Source organism: Streptomyces sp. NPDC001750, assembly GCF_042892615.1.
In the GTDB taxonomy this organism is placed as follows: Bacteria; Actinomycetota; Actinomycetes; order Streptomycetales; family Streptomycetaceae; genus Streptomyces.
Genome location: NZ_JBIAUE010000010.1, coordinates 161,096 through 176,561, shown reverse-complemented (window position 1 = coordinate 176,561; position 15,466 = coordinate 161,096). Strand labels below are relative to the sequence as shown.

Annotated in this window: 19 protein-coding genes and 1 tRNA gene; 14 read left to right on the top strand and 6 right to left on the bottom strand. The window is 68.4% G+C overall.

Annotated elements, in window-relative coordinates; translation table 11 throughout:
• Positions 1-496: 496 nt before the first annotated feature.
• From ACFYY6_RS18165 to ACFYY6_RS18155, 3 genes are all read right to left on the bottom strand, one after another.
• A complete protein-coding gene (locus ACFYY6_RS18165) occupies positions 497-1,462 on the bottom strand; it encodes a DUF5926 family protein (RefSeq protein WP_351626148.1) in 966 nt (321 codons plus the stop codon).
• Positions 1,463-1,747: 285 nt separating this feature from the next.
• Positions 1,748-2,518, bottom strand: coding sequence for an ATP-binding protein (locus tag ACFYY6_RS18160; protein WP_351517129.1), 771 nt, complete (start codon positions 2,516-2,518; stop codon positions 1,748-1,750).
• Between the two features lie 53 nt (positions 2,519-2,571).
• Positions 2,572-3,405 carry a glycerophosphodiester phosphodiesterase gene (locus tag ACFYY6_RS18155; protein ID WP_389194092.1) on the bottom strand — a complete coding sequence of 278 codons (834 nt, stop codon included), beginning with the start codon at positions 3,403-3,405 and terminating at the stop codon, positions 2,572-2,574.
• A 256-nt stretch (positions 3,406-3,661) separates the two neighbouring features.
• On the opposite strand from ACFYY6_RS18155, the gene ACFYY6_RS18150 reads away from it, so the two are divergent.
• Positions 3,662-5,107: a trypsin-like peptidase domain-containing protein gene (locus ACFYY6_RS18150; RefSeq protein WP_351517126.1), complete on the top strand. Its 1,446-nt coding sequence runs from the start codon at positions 3,662-3,664 to the stop codon at positions 5,105-5,107.
• Between the two features lie 50 nt (positions 5,108-5,157).
• Positions 5,158-5,242: transfer RNA gene (locus ACFYY6_RS18145), tRNA-Ser, on the top strand.
• A gap of 185 nt (positions 5,243-5,427) precedes the next feature.
• Here ACFYY6_RS18145 and ACFYY6_RS18140 read toward each other — a convergent pair.
• Positions 5,428-6,183 (bottom strand): GntR family transcriptional regulator, encoded by a 756-nt coding sequence (locus tag ACFYY6_RS18140; RefSeq protein WP_389194089.1) that lies wholly within the window; start codon positions 6,181-6,183, stop codon positions 5,428-5,430.
• Between the two features lie 78 nt (positions 6,184-6,261).
• On the opposite strand from ACFYY6_RS18140, the gene ACFYY6_RS18135 reads away from it, so the two are divergent.
• The 4 genes from ACFYY6_RS18135 (at position 6,262) to ACFYY6_RS18120 (ending at position 8,327) form a co-directional block, all read left to right on the top strand.
• A complete protein-coding gene (locus tag ACFYY6_RS18135; RefSeq protein WP_389194086.1) occupies positions 6,262-6,540 on the top strand; it encodes a hypothetical protein in 279 nt (92 codons plus the stop codon).
• A gap of 523 nt (positions 6,541-7,063) precedes the next feature.
• Positions 7,064-7,288, top strand: a complete 225-nt coding sequence (locus ACFYY6_RS18130) for a hypothetical protein (protein WP_389194083.1) — start codon at positions 7,064-7,066, stop codon at positions 7,286-7,288.
• 8 nt (positions 7,289-7,296) lie between these two features.
• Complete coding sequence (locus ACFYY6_RS18125) at positions 7,297-8,028, top strand: GntR family transcriptional regulator (RefSeq protein ID WP_389194161.1); 732 nt, start codon at positions 7,297-7,299, stop codon at positions 8,026-8,028.
• Positions 8,025-8,327 (top strand): hypothetical protein, encoded by a 303-nt coding sequence (locus ACFYY6_RS18120; protein WP_389194080.1) that lies wholly within the window; start codon positions 8,025-8,027, stop codon positions 8,325-8,327. Before ACFYY6_RS18125 ends, ACFYY6_RS18120 begins: the two co-directional genes overlap by 4 nt.
• A gap of 272 nt (positions 8,328-8,599) precedes the next feature.
• Here the strand turns inward: ACFYY6_RS18120 and ACFYY6_RS18115 are convergent, their stop codons facing one another.
• Together ACFYY6_RS18115 and ACFYY6_RS18110 are read right to left on the bottom strand one after the other, a co-directional pair.
• Entirely contained in the window at positions 8,600-9,553 is a 954-nt protein-coding gene (locus tag ACFYY6_RS18115; RefSeq protein ID WP_389194077.1) for a restriction endonuclease, read from the bottom strand.
• Between the two features lie 1,231 nt (positions 9,554-10,784).
• Positions 10,785-11,249: an NUDIX hydrolase gene (locus ACFYY6_RS18110; protein ID WP_389194074.1), complete on the bottom strand. Its 465-nt coding sequence runs from the start codon at positions 11,247-11,249 to the stop codon at positions 10,785-10,787.
• An 18-nt stretch (positions 11,250-11,267) separates the two neighbouring features.
• On the opposite strand from ACFYY6_RS18110, the gene ACFYY6_RS18105 reads away from it, so the two are divergent.
• The 8 genes from ACFYY6_RS18105 to ACFYY6_RS18070 all read left to right on the top strand — a co-directional run bounded on the left by ACFYY6_RS18105 (position 11,268) and on the right by ACFYY6_RS18070 (position 15,462).
• On the top strand, positions 11,268-12,047 hold the full coding sequence (locus ACFYY6_RS18105) for a GntR family transcriptional regulator (RefSeq protein ID WP_389194071.1): 780 nt from the start codon (positions 11,268-11,270) through the stop codon (positions 12,045-12,047).
• Between the two features lie 139 nt (positions 12,048-12,186).
• Positions 12,187-12,543 (top strand): hypothetical protein, encoded by a 357-nt coding sequence (locus tag ACFYY6_RS18100; protein ID WP_389194068.1) that lies wholly within the window; start codon positions 12,187-12,189, stop codon positions 12,541-12,543.
• 2 nt (positions 12,544-12,545) lie between these two features.
• Complete coding sequence (locus ACFYY6_RS18095) at positions 12,546-13,901, top strand: FtsK/SpoIIIE domain-containing protein (RefSeq protein WP_389194065.1); 1,356 nt, start codon at positions 12,546-12,548, stop codon at positions 13,899-13,901.
• 89 nt (positions 13,902-13,990) lie between these two features.
• On the top strand, positions 13,991-14,197 hold the full coding sequence (locus tag ACFYY6_RS18090) for a hypothetical protein (RefSeq protein ID WP_389194062.1): 207 nt from the start codon (positions 13,991-13,993) through the stop codon (positions 14,195-14,197).
• Positions 14,197-14,886, top strand: a complete 690-nt coding sequence (locus tag ACFYY6_RS18085) for a DUF2637 domain-containing protein (protein WP_389194059.1) — start codon at positions 14,197-14,199, stop codon at positions 14,884-14,886. The genes ACFYY6_RS18090 and ACFYY6_RS18085 overlap by 1 nt, the downstream gene beginning before the upstream one ends.
• Before the next feature lie 20 nt (positions 14,887-14,906).
• Positions 14,907-15,101, top strand: a complete 195-nt coding sequence (locus ACFYY6_RS18080; RefSeq protein WP_389194057.1) for a hypothetical protein — start codon at positions 14,907-14,909, stop codon at positions 15,099-15,101.
• Between the two features lies 1 nt (position 15,102).
• Positions 15,103-15,294, top strand: a complete 192-nt coding sequence (locus ACFYY6_RS18075; protein ID WP_389194054.1) for a mobile element transfer protein — start codon at positions 15,103-15,105, stop codon at positions 15,292-15,294.
• A gap of 12 nt (positions 15,295-15,306) precedes the next feature.
• Positions 15,307-15,462, top strand: coding sequence for a hypothetical protein (locus ACFYY6_RS18070; protein ID WP_389194051.1), 156 nt, complete (start codon positions 15,307-15,309; stop codon positions 15,460-15,462).
• Positions 15,463-15,466: the final 4 nt, after the last annotated feature.

The window sequence follows — 15,466 nt, the reverse complement described above, 5'->3', positions numbered from 1 at the left end:
GCGGAAATTCGAAGGCTTATTCGATTGGCCTCGTAAGTGGCGCGCAAAGCGATCCGGGATCCTTCTCTGTCCGAGAGTGGCCGCCTCGGCGGAGGACGCGGCGGGCCCGGGGCCCGAGGAGCGGCGCGCCCGGGGCGGGAGGTCAAAACGGGCTCTGTCGTGGCGGGTTGGCGACGATGTGCGGTGGTGGGAAGCCCGGACTCGAGTGTGGGCGGAGAGTCCGACGGGCGGGCGGCGAACGGCGGGCGCGCCGCGGGACCGTACTGATGGCGGGTCGTGCGGCGGGCTCATGCGCCGGGCGTGCGCTGTGCGCCGTACCGGGAAATGAGGATGCCCGATCGCTGGCGACGGGGGATGCACCAGCGACCGGGCTTCTAGAACCGTAACAAGAGATCTGCCGTTCGCAAATTCGATCTCGCGTATTCGGACAGGGATTTACCTGCCGGTACGGGGGGTTGTGACGCGAGTCACCGAGCCCGCCCGGCGGTCGTCACTGTCAGCTGAGTGTCACTTGGCGGTTGGTGAGCCCGCCGCGGGCCCGGCGTTCCTCGGCGGTGAGCGGCGCGTCCGAGGCGAGCGCGTCGGCCAGCCGCTCCGCGAACTCCGCCGCAGGCTTCTCGCACTCCGCCGCGCCCATCGCGCTCGGCAGATCCCAGACCGGGACCATCAGTCCGTGCGCCCGGAAGGAACCGACCAGCCGTGTCCCCTCGCCCAACGAAGAGGCACCGGCGGCATGCAGTCGGGCGAGCGCGTCGAGAAGCTGCTCCTCGGGGTGCGGCATGACCCAGCGCAGGTGGTTCTTCTCCGGGGTCTCGCACCAGTACGCGGCGTCCACGCCGGAGAGCCGCGCCGTGGGGATCGCCGCCTCGTTCGCGCGCTCCAGGGAGGCGGACACCTCCGGCGCGGCGTTCTCCGCGTCCGGAACCCAGAACTCGAAACCCGGGTGGACGGCGGGCTCGAAGGCCGCGTCGGGGTCGAGCATGTCCTGAAGCCGCGGTCCGTCGGCCGGGGCGCGCCGCGCGGTCACGGGCGAGCCGGGCTCGGCGGCGAGCGCCTGCCGGAGCGTGTCCGCGAGGTCGCGGCTGAGGTCGCCCGACGGGGTGTCGTTCTGCAGCCCCAGCAGGACCGAACCGTCGTCGCGGCGGAGGGCCGGCCACGCCATCGGCAGGACGGTCGCGAGGGTCACGGAGGGTACGCCGTCGGGGAGCCCGCCCTTGAGTGTCAGCTCGACCGTGGCGGCCGGCACCAGTTCGCGCAGCGCGACCCAGTCGCACTCACCGGCCAGGCCCTCGAAGGGGCGGTGGACCAGTTCGGCCACGGCCTGGGCGGCGGCGCGGCCGTGGCACGCCTTGTAGCGTCGGCCCGAACCGCACGGGCAGGGCTCACGAGCCCCGACCACCGGGATCTCGCCGTCCTTGAGTTGCTGCTTCCCGGCCTTGGTCTGGGGGCGCTTCTTGGCCATGGTGGGCTTTCTCCCGGTTGCGTCAGTGCGGTCTGGGCCGCGAGCCTAGCGGCCCGCGTCACGTCCCGGACACACGCGCCCGCGTACCCGCCGCGTCCACTCGGTCCGCGCCTCGTCCCACGTACCCGGTCCGGGCCTGTTCCCACGTACCCGGTCCGTGCCCGTACGTCGAACCAGGGGCGCGGTCCGGGCGTGCTCGCGATGCGCGGCCGGGCCCGGGGCCCGCCGCCCGGTGCGCCTCGTCGCTGTCGGGCTCCGGTTCCGCCCGTACGTGGAGCGCGGACCTCAGCCGATGTCGTCGAGGGACCCCGCGAACCCCAGCCGGTCCAGCGCGGCCGGACTCGGCATGCCCGTTGCGCGGCGGATGCCCGACACTCTCGATGACCCCGAGGTGCCCGGGGCTCCGGATGCCCGCCCGTGCCCCTTGTTCCCGCGCCCTTCGGCACCGTGCGCTTCGTTCCTGTTCGCTTTCGCGCGCCCGTTCGCGTTCCCGCTCGGGTGCTCGTCGTCCCGACGTCTCTCATCGTGGTGTCCCTCGTGGACGAGGACCCAGACGGTGACCTCGCCCGAGGAGTCGTCGCGTACGCCCCACTCCTCGGCGAGCGTGCTGATGATGTTGAGACCGCGACCGCCGCGCGCCGTCACCGACGGCGTGGCCGGGACCGGCCGGGTCGGGCCGCCGCCGTCCGTCACCTCGACGGTCAGCCCTCCCGTTCTGTCCACGCGCCAGGCGGCGCGGATGTCGCCCTCGCCCACATCCGTGTGCCGGCCCAGCGGCCTGCCGTGCCGGCAGGCGTTGCTGAGCAGTTCGGAAAGAATCAACACGGCATCGTCGACGACCGAATCCGGCATCCCGTGGCTGCGCAACTGCTCGCGCATCCGGTGCCGCGCCTGCCCCACGCCCGCAGGGCCATGGGGTACGGCCATGCTCGACGACGTGGGCACTTCCTGTGCCACCACCAACGCCACCCCCGAGACCTCCTTTGCCCCACGCCACGAAGTGGATGCCCCCCCGGGCTGGACCGGAAACCGACCGTTCGCCCACCGGTGACGCACTCATGACGATCGAGTACGGTTCGAATGCGCCGTTGCACTCCCTGTAACGGATGTTAAAGGCGTCCCAGTTGTGACAGAACCTGTTTGGGGCGATTCGTGATGATTGCGTCCACGCCGAGGTTGACGCAGAGTTCGACGTCCTCCGGCTCGTCGACCGTCCAGACGTGGACGCGGTGGCCCGCGCGGTGAAGACGTTCGACGTAGCCGGGGTGGCTGCGGACGATCCGCATCCCGGGCCCGGCGATCCGGGCCCCGGCGGGCAGCCGTCCGTCGCGCAGGCGTGGCGAGAAGAACTGCATCAGGTAGACGGTGGGCAGGGTGGGCGAGGCGGCCTGGACGCGGTGCAGGGAGCGCGCGGAGAAGCTCATGATCCGTACCGGCGAGGGCTCGTCGGCCGACGGCACGTCGAGCGCGAAACGCTTCAGCAGATGCAGCAGCCGCTCCTCGACCTGGCCCGCCCAGCGGGTGGGGTGCTTGGTCTCGATGGCGAGCTGCACCGGGCGTCCGGCTGCCCGTGTCTCGGCGACCAGTTCGAGCAGTCGTTCCAGGGTGAGCACCGAGGTGAGTTCTCCCGGCACCGGGTCCCAGTCCGGGGACTCCGAGTCCTCGTGGTCCTTCCAGGAGCCGAAGTCGAGGGCGGCGAGCGCGGACAGCTCCAGGGCGGAGACCGCGCCGCGGCCGTTGGACGTGCGATTCACCCGGCGGTCGTGCACGCACACGAGATGCCCGTCGGCGGTCAGCCGTACATCGCACTCCAGTGCGTCGGCGCCGTCCTCGATCGCTTTCCGGTACGCGGCCAGGGTGTGCTCGGGGGCGTCGTCGGACGCGCCCCGGTGGGCGATGACCTGGATGGAAGGGGGCGTGGAGGGCTGCCGTGCTTGCGTCACCGCGTCATCGTGTCACCGAGAGCGGGTGCTGTGTACAGCTTGCGTCCGAGGCGTCCGCGCGACGCGCGGCGCGCACGCCGGGTGGTGCGTCGTGCGGACCACGAGCGCGCGTCCTTTTTGTCGGATGTAAGGATGGGTCCGAGGATGCACAGGTCCTGCTTACAGTGGCCTGACGGGTCTTGGGAAAGGCTGTCCCAGGACACGTACACAGCGGATCTCTTGCCGACAATCGTGTGGAATCGAGGAGTAAAGAGCTGTGAGCACAGAGAACGAGGGCAGCGAGGGCACTGCGGGCGAGGCCGTTCCGCCGGTTCCGTCCGTACCTCCCGTGCCGCCGGCCGACGCTCCCCAGGGGCCTTCCGCCTCCACGCCTGCTCCGGGGCAGCCGCAGGCGCCGGAGGGCGAGGCCGCGACCACTTCCACGGGCCCTGTTCCGGCCTCGGCTCCTCCCGGCTTCCAGTCGGCCGCCGAGGCGAACTGGCCCCCGCCGCCCCCTCCCGCCGCGCCCACGTACGCGCACCATGGTGCCGACGGCGGGACGCCGGTCTGGGGCGCCCCGGACCAGTTCCCCGGCCAGAAGGGCCCGCGGAAGCGGGGGATGGGCGGGTTGGTGGCCGCGGTGGCGGCGGCTGCGCTGATCGCGGGCGGCATCGGCGGCGCCTTCGGCTACTGGGCGGCCGACCGGAACAGCGCGTCCAGTGGTTCGACCACGGTCTCGGCCGACGCGCAGGGCTTCAAGCGCGACCCCGGCACGGTCGCGGGCGTGGCCGCCAGGGCACTGCCCAGCGTGGTCACCATCGACGCGCAGGGCGGTGACGGCGAGGGCGGTACGGGCACCGGCTTCGTGTACGACAAGCAGGGCCACATCCTCACCAACAACCACGTGGTGGCCTCCGCGGCGGACAGTGGCCAGCTCACCGCCACGTTCTCCAACGGCAAGAAGTACGACGCCGAGGTGGTCGGCCGGGCGCAGGGCTACGACGTCGCGGTGCTGAAGCTGAAGAACCCGCCGTCGGGGCTCGCCCCGCTGCCCCTCGGCAACTCGGACCATGTCGCGGTCGGCGATTCGACGATCGCGATCGGTGCCCCGTTCGGGCTGTCCAACACGGTGACCACGGGGATCATCAGCGCCAAGAACCGCCCGGTCGCCTCCGGGGACGGGGCCGGCGGCAACAACTCGTACATGAGCGCCCTGCAGACCGACGCGTCGATCAACCCGGGCAACTCCGGCGGCCCGTTGCTCGACGCGCGCGGCGCGGTCATCGGCATCAACTCGGCCATCCAGTCGACCGGCAGCGGCCTCGGCCAGACCCAGGCCGGTTCCATCGGTCTCGGCTTCGCGATCCCGATCAACCAGGCGACGAACGTCGCCCAGCAGCTGATCAAGACCGGTCGGCCCGTCTACCCGGTGATCGGCGCCACGGTCAGGATGGACGAGAGGTCCGGCGGCGCGGTCATCTCCGACCGGGGCGCGGGCTCCGACGCGGACGCCGTGGTGCAGGGCGGGCCCGCGGACAAGGCCGGTCTCCGGGCGGGCGATGTGATCACGAAGTTCGGCGACACCGTGATCGACAGCGGCCCGAGCCTGATCGGCGAGATCTGGACGCACGAGCCCGGCGACCGTGTGACGCTGACCTACCAGCGCGACGGCAGGATGGCCACGACCGAAGTCACCCTGGGGGAGCGCAAGGGCGACAGCTGACCGGCTAGGCTGTCCTCGCGTCAACCTCGGTCCGTGAACCGGTGGCGCGGGGTGGGTTGCCCGAGCGGCCTAAGGGAACGGTCTTGAAAACCGTCGTGGCGCGAGTCACCGTGGGTTCAAATCCCACACCCACCGCACAGCTGAACGGCCCCTGACCAGGCAAGATGGTCGGGGGCCGTTGTGTTGTCCGGTGTCCGCCAGTCACCGTGTCTCCCCCTGGTTTCCCGCCCGATCGGGCACGGAAGGGGCACGCGAGGGGCACGAACTGACCGCGGTTCGAGGAGATCCACAAGGCGGCGGACGCCTGTCAGTTACCGCGGTTACCGGTTGATCGGGATCTCATAGACGATCTCGCAGTGAGCGACGGGCACCACGATGTCGGCCGTCTCCACGGGCTGCCCCTGGTCGCTGTAGTACGTCCGGCGGATGTGCGTGACGAAGGCGGCCTTCTGGATGCCCAGAAGCGATGCCTCCTCGGCGGTCGCCTGCCGCGGCTCCGGCTGCTCCACGGCGTGGCTGACGGTGATGCCGATCGCGGCCATGCGGTTCACGACTCCGGCCCCGGCATGCGGCCCTCCCTCGGGGAGAACGACGAGAGTGCCGGCGGTGAGGTCGTACGGCTCCCAACTCGTCGACAACTGCACCGGCCTGCCATCGGCCAGGAACTCGTACGTCGTGCGGACGCACAGATCTCCCTCGGCGATACCCAGGCGGGTCGCGATCTCCGCAGGGGCGGGGACCTTGGCGTCGGTCAGACTCTCCCAATCCCCTTGCTTGCCCATGGCCTTCATGTCCGCACGAAACGGAGAGCCGTCGGGCTGCTCGCGTGCTGTTGAACGGACGACCCGCACCCGCTGTCGAGGCTCCGCGACGTACGTGCCGGAACCGGCGCGACCCTCCAACACGCCCTGGGAGATCAGCAGCTCCTGCGCCCGGCGGACCACGTTCTCGCCCACGCCGTACTCCTGGCCGATCTGGGCGCGGGAGGGCAGGCGATCGCCCGGCTCCCATACGTGCTCCGCGATCCGCCGCCGGAGTTCGTCGGCGATGCGGAGATAAGGCGGCTGCTCAGGCATATGGAAAATCTAGTCCACTAGCTCTAACCTAGTTAACTAGCTTCACTGAAAGTGATCGCCGGTGACGGAGGCTGCCCTGTGCCTGCTTCAGGAGTAAGCGCGGCGGCCATCGCCGCCCGGCTGTCGTCCGTCGGGCTCCCCGCGCGCGTGGAGGACCACGCCGGATACACGGCGGTCGAAACGGAGGTACCGGAATCGCTCCCCGCCGAGTCATGGCGGGAGGTTCTGGAAGCGGTGGCCGAGGCCGATCGGTTCGGGCTCCTGGCCACCAGCCTGAACGGCCGCACCCTTTGGGCGGTCGTAGACAAAGCGGTCCCCTCGACGGGCGATGTCGGGGGACCGAGCCATCAGCGATAGGAGCTGAGTAGCGTGTTCAACCGTATCCGCCGTGCCGTCTCGCTCACCAGAGAGCGGTACTTCCACAAGGGCAGGCACCGCCGCCCCTTAACGCTCTCCCGGCCGATGGCTGCCTTCGTGCCCCCTGCGCCCATTGACAGGTCGACGGCTGGCGGGGGACGGGTCTCGGACTGCGTAGACCACGCGGACTCGCTCGCGGGTGAGGACATCGCGCTCGTCCGTCCGTACGTGTTGGCCTGGGAGAAGCACGTACGGCAACGCTCGATGGTCCTGGCTCCCCATCTTTCGACTGAGGCCTGGTCGGCTCTTGCGGGGGCCCGTTGATGCCTCCTCGCCAACAGCCCGGATACACGCCCGCTGCGGCGACCTCCTACCGCTCGATTGCATGTCGGATCGGTACGCACCACGCCTGCACGGAATTCTTCCCGCCCTCGGTGCCGGCCGGCGTCCGGGTGGTCTACGAGGTGTGCGACTGCCCCTGTCACTCGACGTCGACCCAGCCCGCGCCCGGGGAGGTGCAGCGATGAGGGGACGGGCGCCCAGCGCTGCGCTGCCATCCACCGTCGAGATCACCTCGGCCACCGTGCAGCGCGGCGACGTCATCCAAGTCGGCGGCCGGGCGTGCCGGGTGAGTGACCTGTGCCAACTGCCGCACGGTGCCAAGCAGCTGCTGTTCGAGACAGGTGAGCTGTTGACCATTCATGGGCGAACTCGGCTTGTCGCCATGCGAATGCCGAGAAGGCGGTGACTCAGTTCATGTCTTCTCGCCGTCACGGCATTGCCGGTGACCTCCGGCACCAGATCACAACCGGCCGTATCAAGGCTGGCGAACGCCTGCCGTCGGAGGCCGACTTGGCCCGTCAGTACATGGTCAGCACGCCGACGTTGAGGAGTGCTCTCGCGGTGCTTGAGAGGGAAGGGCTCGTTGAGAAGATCCACGGCAAGGGGAACTTCGTTCGTCGCCCCCTCCGCAAGATCACGTATGTCGGGGGACGGGGCTCGCTGGATCCGGCAACTGCTGCGGACGCGGCTCTGCGCGTCACTGTCCGCAGAACTGCGATCCGGGCGCACGGGCACCTGACAAGCCTGTTGAGGGTGCCGAGCGGCAGCCCGTTGACCGAGTACTTCTGCCTCAGCCATGAGGGGGATTCGCCGCACAGCCTGGCTCGCATCTACGTCCCGCGCGACCTGACGCCGACCGTAGCGCTCGGCGATGGATCCGCATGTGAGCGGATGGTTATGGGCTTTGCCGTACTGAACCCTCCGCCGGTAGAGGTCCGGGAGACGGTACACGCCCGCCTCCCGACACCGGACGAGGCATCGACGCTTCGGACCAGCTCCGCCGTGGCGGTTCTCGCGATCACTCGCGTCGCCGCCGACAGCACCGGCCGCGTCATCGAGGCCGCGCATCTGGTGTTCCCGGGGGACCGCGTCGATGCGGTCTTCATTACTCACCACGTGATCAATGAGAGGCGAACGCAAGGATGACGACCCGAAACGAACTGCGGCTTCTCCCGTGGTCGGGGCCTGAAGACAAGCCCTGCTACCTCAGTACCGATGAGAGGGACGGACACATGTCCCGCCTGGCGGACAACATCGAGGCGGTGCAACTCGGGATGGCGACCGAACTGCTGGAACAGGCCTCGGGAACTCTTGGCGACGAAGAAGCGGGCCTGGAGGATTTGCGGCTGCTGGTGAAGGAACTGTCCGGGGCTTTGCGAGACGTGCTCCGTGTAGCGACCAGCCGCGGTCACCTCTTGAGCGTGAGTGAACCTCACCGTTTCTGAAGGAGACGAGTAGAAGCCCACCGCGTAGGTGTGCGGCCCCTGACCAGGTGAAACGGTCAGGGGCCGTTGTGTTGCAGGTGCCTGCCAGTTACCGCTGACCCCTGGACGATGGGGCACTGGGTGGGGCATGGGCACCTTCTGATCCGTAGCTCCAGCCGGATCGGTCAACGATGGTCATATCGGCCGCTCCGAGGCCCCGGAGACGCAGTAGCGGACGGAGGTGGTTGCTGCGGTTGCGGTACGGCGGTGCTGTACTAGCCCCGCCGTGGTGATCAAAGCGATCGAGTTACAGGCAGTAGCTCCGGGGCGGTGCTGCTGTAGTCCTTGCCTTCCGGCCAGATGAAGGCCTGCCCCACACTAGTGACGAGCTCAACGAGATCGCGACGTGGCTTACTCGGAACCAAGATCGCGCGATGTGGAGCGTCCATGAATCGGCCGTAGTCGGCCAGCTGGCCAATCGCCATGCGCACGTTCTCGCGAGTGACACTCCCCTTGGCCTCGATGAGAAGTCCCAGATCTGGGATGTAGAGATCGGTCAGTAGAGGGCGCGTCTCGCCCTGCGGCAGGATGCGGTGGCGAACGATCTGGTGCCCGTTGAGCCGCAAGAAGTCAGTGAACTGCCGTACAAGCTTGCCCTCGCGACGCTCCGCCTCGTAGGGCTCCTGGTTCGGCTGCACGAACGACTTCTCGGTTTCGTACTGCTCGACGTCGATCTGCGTGACGGTCGTGACTTGGTTGGCCAGCAGCCGACCAAGCTTGGTGCCTGGCTCCTGGGGGGACGTATCGATAGGACGAAGCTTGAAGACGATGACCTTGCGCAGGGGTCCGTCGCCGGTCTCCGGCGCATCGGCTTCGTACCAGCCCTCAACAGCAAATTCGCCCAGGTAGGTGACTCTGCCGCGGGCCCCTTGGAAGACACGAAGAGCTCGTCCCTCAGCCTGATGGTTCAGGATGCTGGCATTGCCTGAGAGCATCCGCTGGTCCCCGTACTGCCCTTCTCCGCTGTAGTGGAAGAGCCCATCGGGCATCCAGCCGTCGTAGTACCCGTGCTTCTCGCCGGCGATCGGATCCGTAAAGATCATCACGTTCGGCGTCTTCGCTGAGGGTCCGATGCCGCCCTGCGTCCGCCCGCCGTACTTGGCATGAAGCTGCTTGCGCTCAATCACATCACCGGGTTCGAGGTCCCACTCGATGGCCTCGGCCTGCGCAGTGCTCGCCTCCGTCACCGTCGCTCTCCTCCTTAGATCAACCGCATCTACTACGCCTGGTCGTAGTGTACTCTGAGCGAGACGTATGGGAATCAGATCAGCAAATCGGATGCGTGATTTCGGCATCCGATTCGGACAGGGAGTGTATGGCAGCCGTGAAATTGCAACGAACTATGGAATCCTTCTATTAATTAATTAACCTGTCGGCTTCCCGATTCGTCCGCTGCTGACGCCCCGTCAGGTGGTGGATGCGGCGGGTATGTTGCGGCCGTCTCGCTTCTTACCGATCACCGCTCTCGACGCGCACGCGGTCGAGGGACCCGGCTCGCCGGGGCCTACCACTCAGGTGAGGAGAGAGAGATGGAGATGCGAGAGCCCGAGGCGCAGGAAGGTAATCGTGATCGTGCCCCGGATCCGTGGTGGTTCCGGCTCCTGATTGCGACTCTGACTGCTGTGGCGGCTGTCGCAGCCTGTGTGGAGCAGTTGGCACGGCGCTAGCGCCGTGAGTTGAAGAGGTGCCGGACGATGGCGGACCGCAGCGAAGCGGGTCCGACCGTCTGATACTCGGCCGGACCCGCTTCGATTACTCCACGCGCGAGCCCGGTCCTGGTCTGCCAACCTGGGCCGGGCCTTCGTGCTGGAGGAACTAGACGCGAAGCGAGGTTGCAGTCCGATGTCGCAAATCCGCTCAAATGCACCCATGAATGCATTGCATCGTCACTATATCTGCCCTGACTCCAGTTAGCCCTAGAAGGTTCTGGGTGCTGGCAGCGCCTACCCAGCGGTGTCGGGCGGCGGTAAACCGTTTAGGTCTACCCCAACTTGCCACCCTCCCCAGCTCCCATCCCGTCCGCCTTCGACCCACACACCGTGGAGCAGTTGCGGTTCAGGGCGTCAAGGTGGAGCGCGCCACTGTACGAACGACCTTGACGCCCTGGGCCGCGACTGCTCGGCTCTGCCTGGGTCGAAGGTGGTCGGGATGGGAGCCCACGACGCTCGCCACGCTCCGGCCGGCACTCGCGAACGGCGCCCCGTCCATCCCGGAGTCTGAGCGCCCCCGCCGGAGGCATGTCTTGAAGCCGCGGGCTTGGTTCTCGTCTCATGCCCTCCGGGCCTGTCCACTGTGGGCGCGCGTCGGCGGCGGCAGCGCCGAGCGGGCCGCAGGCAGGAGCGCGGGCGCAGCCAGAGCCGGAAAGCGCGCCCGGCGGAGCGGAGCGCAGCCGGGTGCCTTGATGAAGTAGAGAAGGTTTTATCCCGCTGGGATGAGGTGCCTGCCGTCGTGGCTCCGTACGTGCGGGCCGTTGCCGCTCAGGGCGTCCAGGAGCCTGACCGCGTAGACCTCGGACATGCGCTCGCTGACCTCGTCGGGTGTGAGCCATGAGACAGCCGTGGATTCGCTGGAGGTGCGTTCGGTGCCACCGGAGGGCCTGCAGCGGAAGACCAGGGCCACGATGCCGCGGGTCAGGTTCTTGTAGACACCGGTGAGTTCGTCTACCTCGACGTAGATGCCCGTCTCCTCCAGGACCTCGCGGGCCACTCCGGCCTCGGGGGTCTCGTCGAGTTCGAGGATGCCGCCGGGGAGTTCCCAGGTGCCGTTGTCGGCCCGGCGGATCGCAAGAAGGCGTCCGTCCTCGCGCACCACTACTCCGGCCACGGACACAGAGTGCAGGGGGGACGGTGTCGCTTCCTGTGATTGACTCATGTAGAGGAGCATAGGAGGCAGAGAAGGACTATGGGAACTGCGGCAGGCGGGGGCGGGGCCGGCCCTCGATACGTGCAGATCGCGGACGAGATCGTGCAGCAGATTCGGGCGGGTGTCCTGAAGCCTGGTGACATGGTGCCGAGTGAATCTGAGCTGGTGGATCGCTATGGCGTGTCCGGTGGCACCATCCGCAAAGCCATGGTCGAGGTGCGGGCGAGCGGGCTCGTCGAGACCCGCCACGGCAAGGGCTCGATCGTGAAGAACCGACCGCCGGTGCGGCACCGCTCCTCGGACCGCTTCCGGCGCTCGCTCCGGCAGGGAGGTCAGGCCGCGTACCTCGCGGAGTCCGCACAGTCCGGTGCTTCCGCCAAGGTCAGCGTCCTCTACATCGGGCCCATGGAGGTACCCGAGGATGCTGCCCGACGACTGGGCGTCCCTGCCGGCACGCAGGTGCTGGCCCGTCGGCGTCTCTACTTCCGCAACGGCACCCCGGTCGAGACCGCCACGTCCTACCTTCCCTGGGACGTGGTGAAGGAGATCCCGGAGCTGTTCGCCGAGAACCCCGGCGGCGGTGGCATCTATGCCCGACTCGAAGACCACGGGCATGAGTTCGCAGAGTTCGTCGAGACGTTGCAGGCGCGTCCGGCCTCGAAGGGGGAGGCTTCGGAACTGGCGCTGAGCCCAGGTGCGCCGGTGGTTCATCTGATCCGGGAGGCTCGGACGACCGCGGGTCTCGTGGTCGAGGTCTGCGACACCCTCATGGCCGCTGACCAGTTCGTTTTCGAGTACCGGATCCCTGCCGCAGACTGACACCCGCTCAACTCCTCGCAGCCCGTCACGAGTTCTTCATCGTGACGGGTTGACTCATGTACAGGAGTGGTGCACTCTTCTTCATGTCACTCATGTACATGAGTGACGGAGTTCGGCATCTATAGAGGAGAGATCTGCTGTGCGTCAGATTCCCGTCGACACCTCCGCCGCGACCGTGATGGTCGCCAAGACCCCGCAGCCCAAGATCAAGGACCGTCGCACCGGCGAGATCGCCACCGACGTCGAGACCGGCGCGACGCTGATGACGGTCGACGTGATGTTCGCGGCGAACGAGGAAGTGGAGATTTTGTCGATTACTGTCCCGGCGCCCGGGGTCACCGGTGAACTGACCATGGGCACGCCGGTGGCGCTCACCGGCCTGATCGCCCGGCCCTGGGAGAACGACTTCAACGGGCAGAAGCGGCACGGCATCGCGTTCCGCGCGGTCGCGGTCACCTCGCTCGCCGACGCTGCGACAAGGCCGAAGGCAGCCTGACCATGACCGGCTTCGTGGTCGCTCTGGTGCTGGTCGCCGCCGTCGCGGGTCTCCTGCGGTGGCGGCGCCCCGCCTGGTACTGGTTGACCTTCGGGGTCACGCTGGCGGTGGCGCGGGTCCTGGTCCGGTACAGCTCCGTCATGGACGCGTGCGGGCTGACTGTTCCGCCCGCGCGGTGGCGTCTCGCTCTGGCCCGAGCTGCCAACCGGCCGATACCGGAGTCCCGTTCACCGCGGATCCTGTGGCTGCGGCCGACCCGCACCGGTCTGGTTCTGCGGCTCAAGCTCCGCCCCGGACAGGACGCCTTCGATATCGCTGCCGCTTCGGACCGGCTCCGGCACTCGTTCTCGATGCACGGTGTGACCTCGCGCGAGCTGTCCTCCGGTGTCGTAGAGGTGCGGATGACCGGCTACGACGTGCTCAAGCGGGTGCAGATGCCGGTCGAGAGCGATAGTCGGCCGATGCGGGTGCCGGTGGCCCTACGGCAGGACGGCTCGGTGCACTACCGCGACTACCGGGCGATACCTCATGCCCTCACCCTCGGCGCCACGGAGTCCGGCAAGTCCGTCTACCAACGCAACCTGGTCGCCGGACTCGCCCCGATGAACGTTGCCCTGGTCGGCATCGACTGCAAGAAGGGGGTCGAACTGTTCCCGCTGGCCCGCCGTTTCTCCGCGCTGGCCGACAACCCGGACACCGCCGCCGAACTGCTCGACGCGCTCGTGGTCCGGATGGAAGGCGTGTACCAACTCATTCGTGCCGAGCAGCGGATCACCGCCGATGTGCCGGACGCAGAGATTGCCGCCGATATCTGGGACCTGCCCGAACATCTGCGTCCGATCCCGGTCGTCGTCCTGGTCGACGAGGTCGCCGAACTGGCCCTGTACGCCAACAAGGAGGAGGAGAAGCGGCGGGACCGTGTCATCACCGCCCTGGTCCGACTCGCCCAACTCGGCCGTGCGGCCGGCATCTACCTCGAAATCTGCGGGCAGCGCTTCGGCTCTGAACTCGGCAAGGGCATCACCATGCTTCGCGCCCAGCTCACCGGCCGTACCGCCCACCGTGTCAACGACGAGACATCCGCCAACATGGCCTTCGGCGACATCTCACCGGACGCAGTCCTCGCCGCTATCCAGATCCCGGCCGAGATGCGCGGGGTCGCCATCGCGGGCGACTCATCCGGGGGATGGCACCGCATCCGCGCCCCGCACACCTCGCTGCGCCAGGCCGTGAATCTCTGCAACCGGTACGCCGAGCGGACGCCGGATCTGCCTGAGCTGGCCCTGTTCCGGCCCGTCTTGCCCGGCAACGCCGACAGTCCCACATCGGCGGCCAAGCCTATTCCGGCCTCCGCCTGATCTCTGCTCTTTCCGATTTCACCGGTCGGCGTGACCGCCTTCGCGCCAGGTCCCTACCCCCGCCATGCCTGATGAAGGGAGAAACCGCCATGTGCCCGAACTTCGAAGACATCGCCCGCACCGTGCTCCTGCTCGGCCAACTCGCCGTGTACGCCGACATGGACGGTGCCGACCTCGATTTCGTGGAAGCTGTCGGCCCGTCCCTGGCCGTCTCGCTGTCTGAGCCGCCGCCCGGCATCTTCCCGTCCGGTCCCGACCCCGACGGCGGTCCCATCCACCCCGGCGAGAACCCCTGATGCGCGTCGGCCACGGGCTCCGCGTCGATGCCGTCCTGGTTCAGGCCGTCATCGCCGGTGCCTTGTCCTTCGCCCACCTGCACGACCTGGCTGCCGCGGCCGGACAGGACGGCTGGAAGGCATGGGCCTACCCGGTCAGTGTCGACCTGCTCCTGGTCGCCTCCTGGCGGCGCCTGCGGAGCGCGGGCCCATCCCGGCTGGCCTGGTGCTGGTTCCTCGTCGCCCTGTTCGCTTCGCTCGGTGCCAACGTCGCCACCGCCGGGTTCCTCGACCTGGCGGACCCGCCCGCACTGCTCCGCCTCGGCATCGCCGGATGGCCGGCGCTCGCCTTCCTTGGCGGAACCCTTCTCGCTCACTCGCCCGCGGCGCCGAATCCGATTCCGTCGGCATCCGTCGACGCCACGGAGGAAGCAGGGTCCACGGTCGAGCTGGTACCGGTGGCCGAGCGCGAGTTGGCCACGGAAGTCGTGTCCGAGCCTGATGTCTCACCCGTTTCGGCGGAGGAAGCTCCCGCTTCCCCGGCATCCGCTCCGGTTCCGGCGGTCCCCGCCGTACTGATCGACCACGCCCGCAAGATCGCCGACGAATACCGGGCCCGTACCGGATCCCCCATCGACACCGACACCCTGCGCTCCCGCCTCGGCGTCCCGCCCCACCTCGCCGACGCCATCGCCGCCCACCTCACCTGACCAGCAAGAGAGGCAGACAGATGACCCGTGACCCGGCCGACCTGACCGTCTCCGACTACCTCGACGGCGCCCGCGAGATGACCGCCGCCAACCGGCCCTTCCTTGCCCACCTACTTGCCGAGGAAGCCGCCCGGCGCACCGCCGACCCGGCCACGGCCGCCGGTATCCGCGCCTGCTTCCCCGCCCCTACCAGGGCCCGGGAGAGGACCGACTGACATGGCCGTCCGCGACAACTTCCACTCCCTGATGCGGATCGGCCCCGTGCAGATCGGCACCCACCGCGACCGCAACGGCCGGACCAAGCACACCGCCGTCTGCACTGCTGACCGCTGCGGCTGGTCCACCGACTACTCCAGCCGGACCGCCGCCCAGCTCGCCGCCCGTACCCACCGCTGCACCGTCCGCTAGGAGGCACCGCCCGTGGACGTCCCCCTCTGGTTCGCCCTGCTGGCCGTCGGCTACCTCGGCATCAAGCTCATCCGCCCGCCCTGGTGGCTCGTCGCCCTGCTCCTCCTCGGCGGATACCTCCTCACCGACAGCGTCCTGGCCCCCGTCATCGACACCGCCGTCAAGTAACCCA

Excerpts from the sequence above, each read along its gene's own strand:
- ACFYY6_RS18165 (WP_351626148.1), bottom strand. The coding sequence starts at position 1,462 with ATGGCCAAGAAGCGCCCCCAGACCAAGGCCGGGAAGCAGCAACTCAAG.
- ACFYY6_RS18140 (WP_389194089.1), bottom strand. The coding sequence starts at position 6,183 with ATGCCTGAGCAGCCGCCTTATCTCCGCATCGCCGACGAACTCCGGCGG.
- ACFYY6_RS18130 (WP_389194083.1), top strand. The coding sequence starts at position 7,064 with ATGAGGGGACGGGCGCCCAGCGCTGCGCTGCCATCCACCGTCGAGATC.
- ACFYY6_RS18125 (WP_389194161.1), top strand. The coding sequence starts at position 7,297 with ATGTCTTCTCGCCGTCACGGCATTGCCGGTGACCTCCGGCACCAGATC.
- ACFYY6_RS18120 (WP_389194080.1), top strand. The coding sequence starts at position 8,025 with ATGACGACCCGAAACGAACTGCGGCTTCTCCCGTGGTCGGGGCCTGAA.
- ACFYY6_RS18110 (WP_389194074.1), bottom strand. The coding sequence starts at position 11,249 with ATGCTCCTCTACATGAGTCAATCACAGGAAGCGACACCGTCCCCCCTG.
- ACFYY6_RS18105 (WP_389194071.1), top strand. The coding sequence starts at position 11,268 with ATGGGAACTGCGGCAGGCGGGGGCGGGGCCGGCCCTCGATACGTGCAG.
- ACFYY6_RS18095 (WP_389194065.1), top strand. The coding sequence starts at position 12,546 with ATGACCGGCTTCGTGGTCGCTCTGGTGCTGGTCGCCGCCGTCGCGGGT.
- ACFYY6_RS18090 (WP_389194062.1), top strand. The coding sequence starts at position 13,991 with ATGTGCCCGAACTTCGAAGACATCGCCCGCACCGTGCTCCTGCTCGGC.
- ACFYY6_RS18085 (WP_389194059.1), top strand. The coding sequence starts at position 14,197 with ATGCGCGTCGGCCACGGGCTCCGCGTCGATGCCGTCCTGGTTCAGGCC.
- ACFYY6_RS18080 (WP_389194057.1), top strand. The coding sequence starts at position 14,907 with ATGACCCGTGACCCGGCCGACCTGACCGTCTCCGACTACCTCGACGGC.
- ACFYY6_RS18075 (WP_389194054.1), top strand. The coding sequence starts at position 15,103 with ATGGCCGTCCGCGACAACTTCCACTCCCTGATGCGGATCGGCCCCGTG.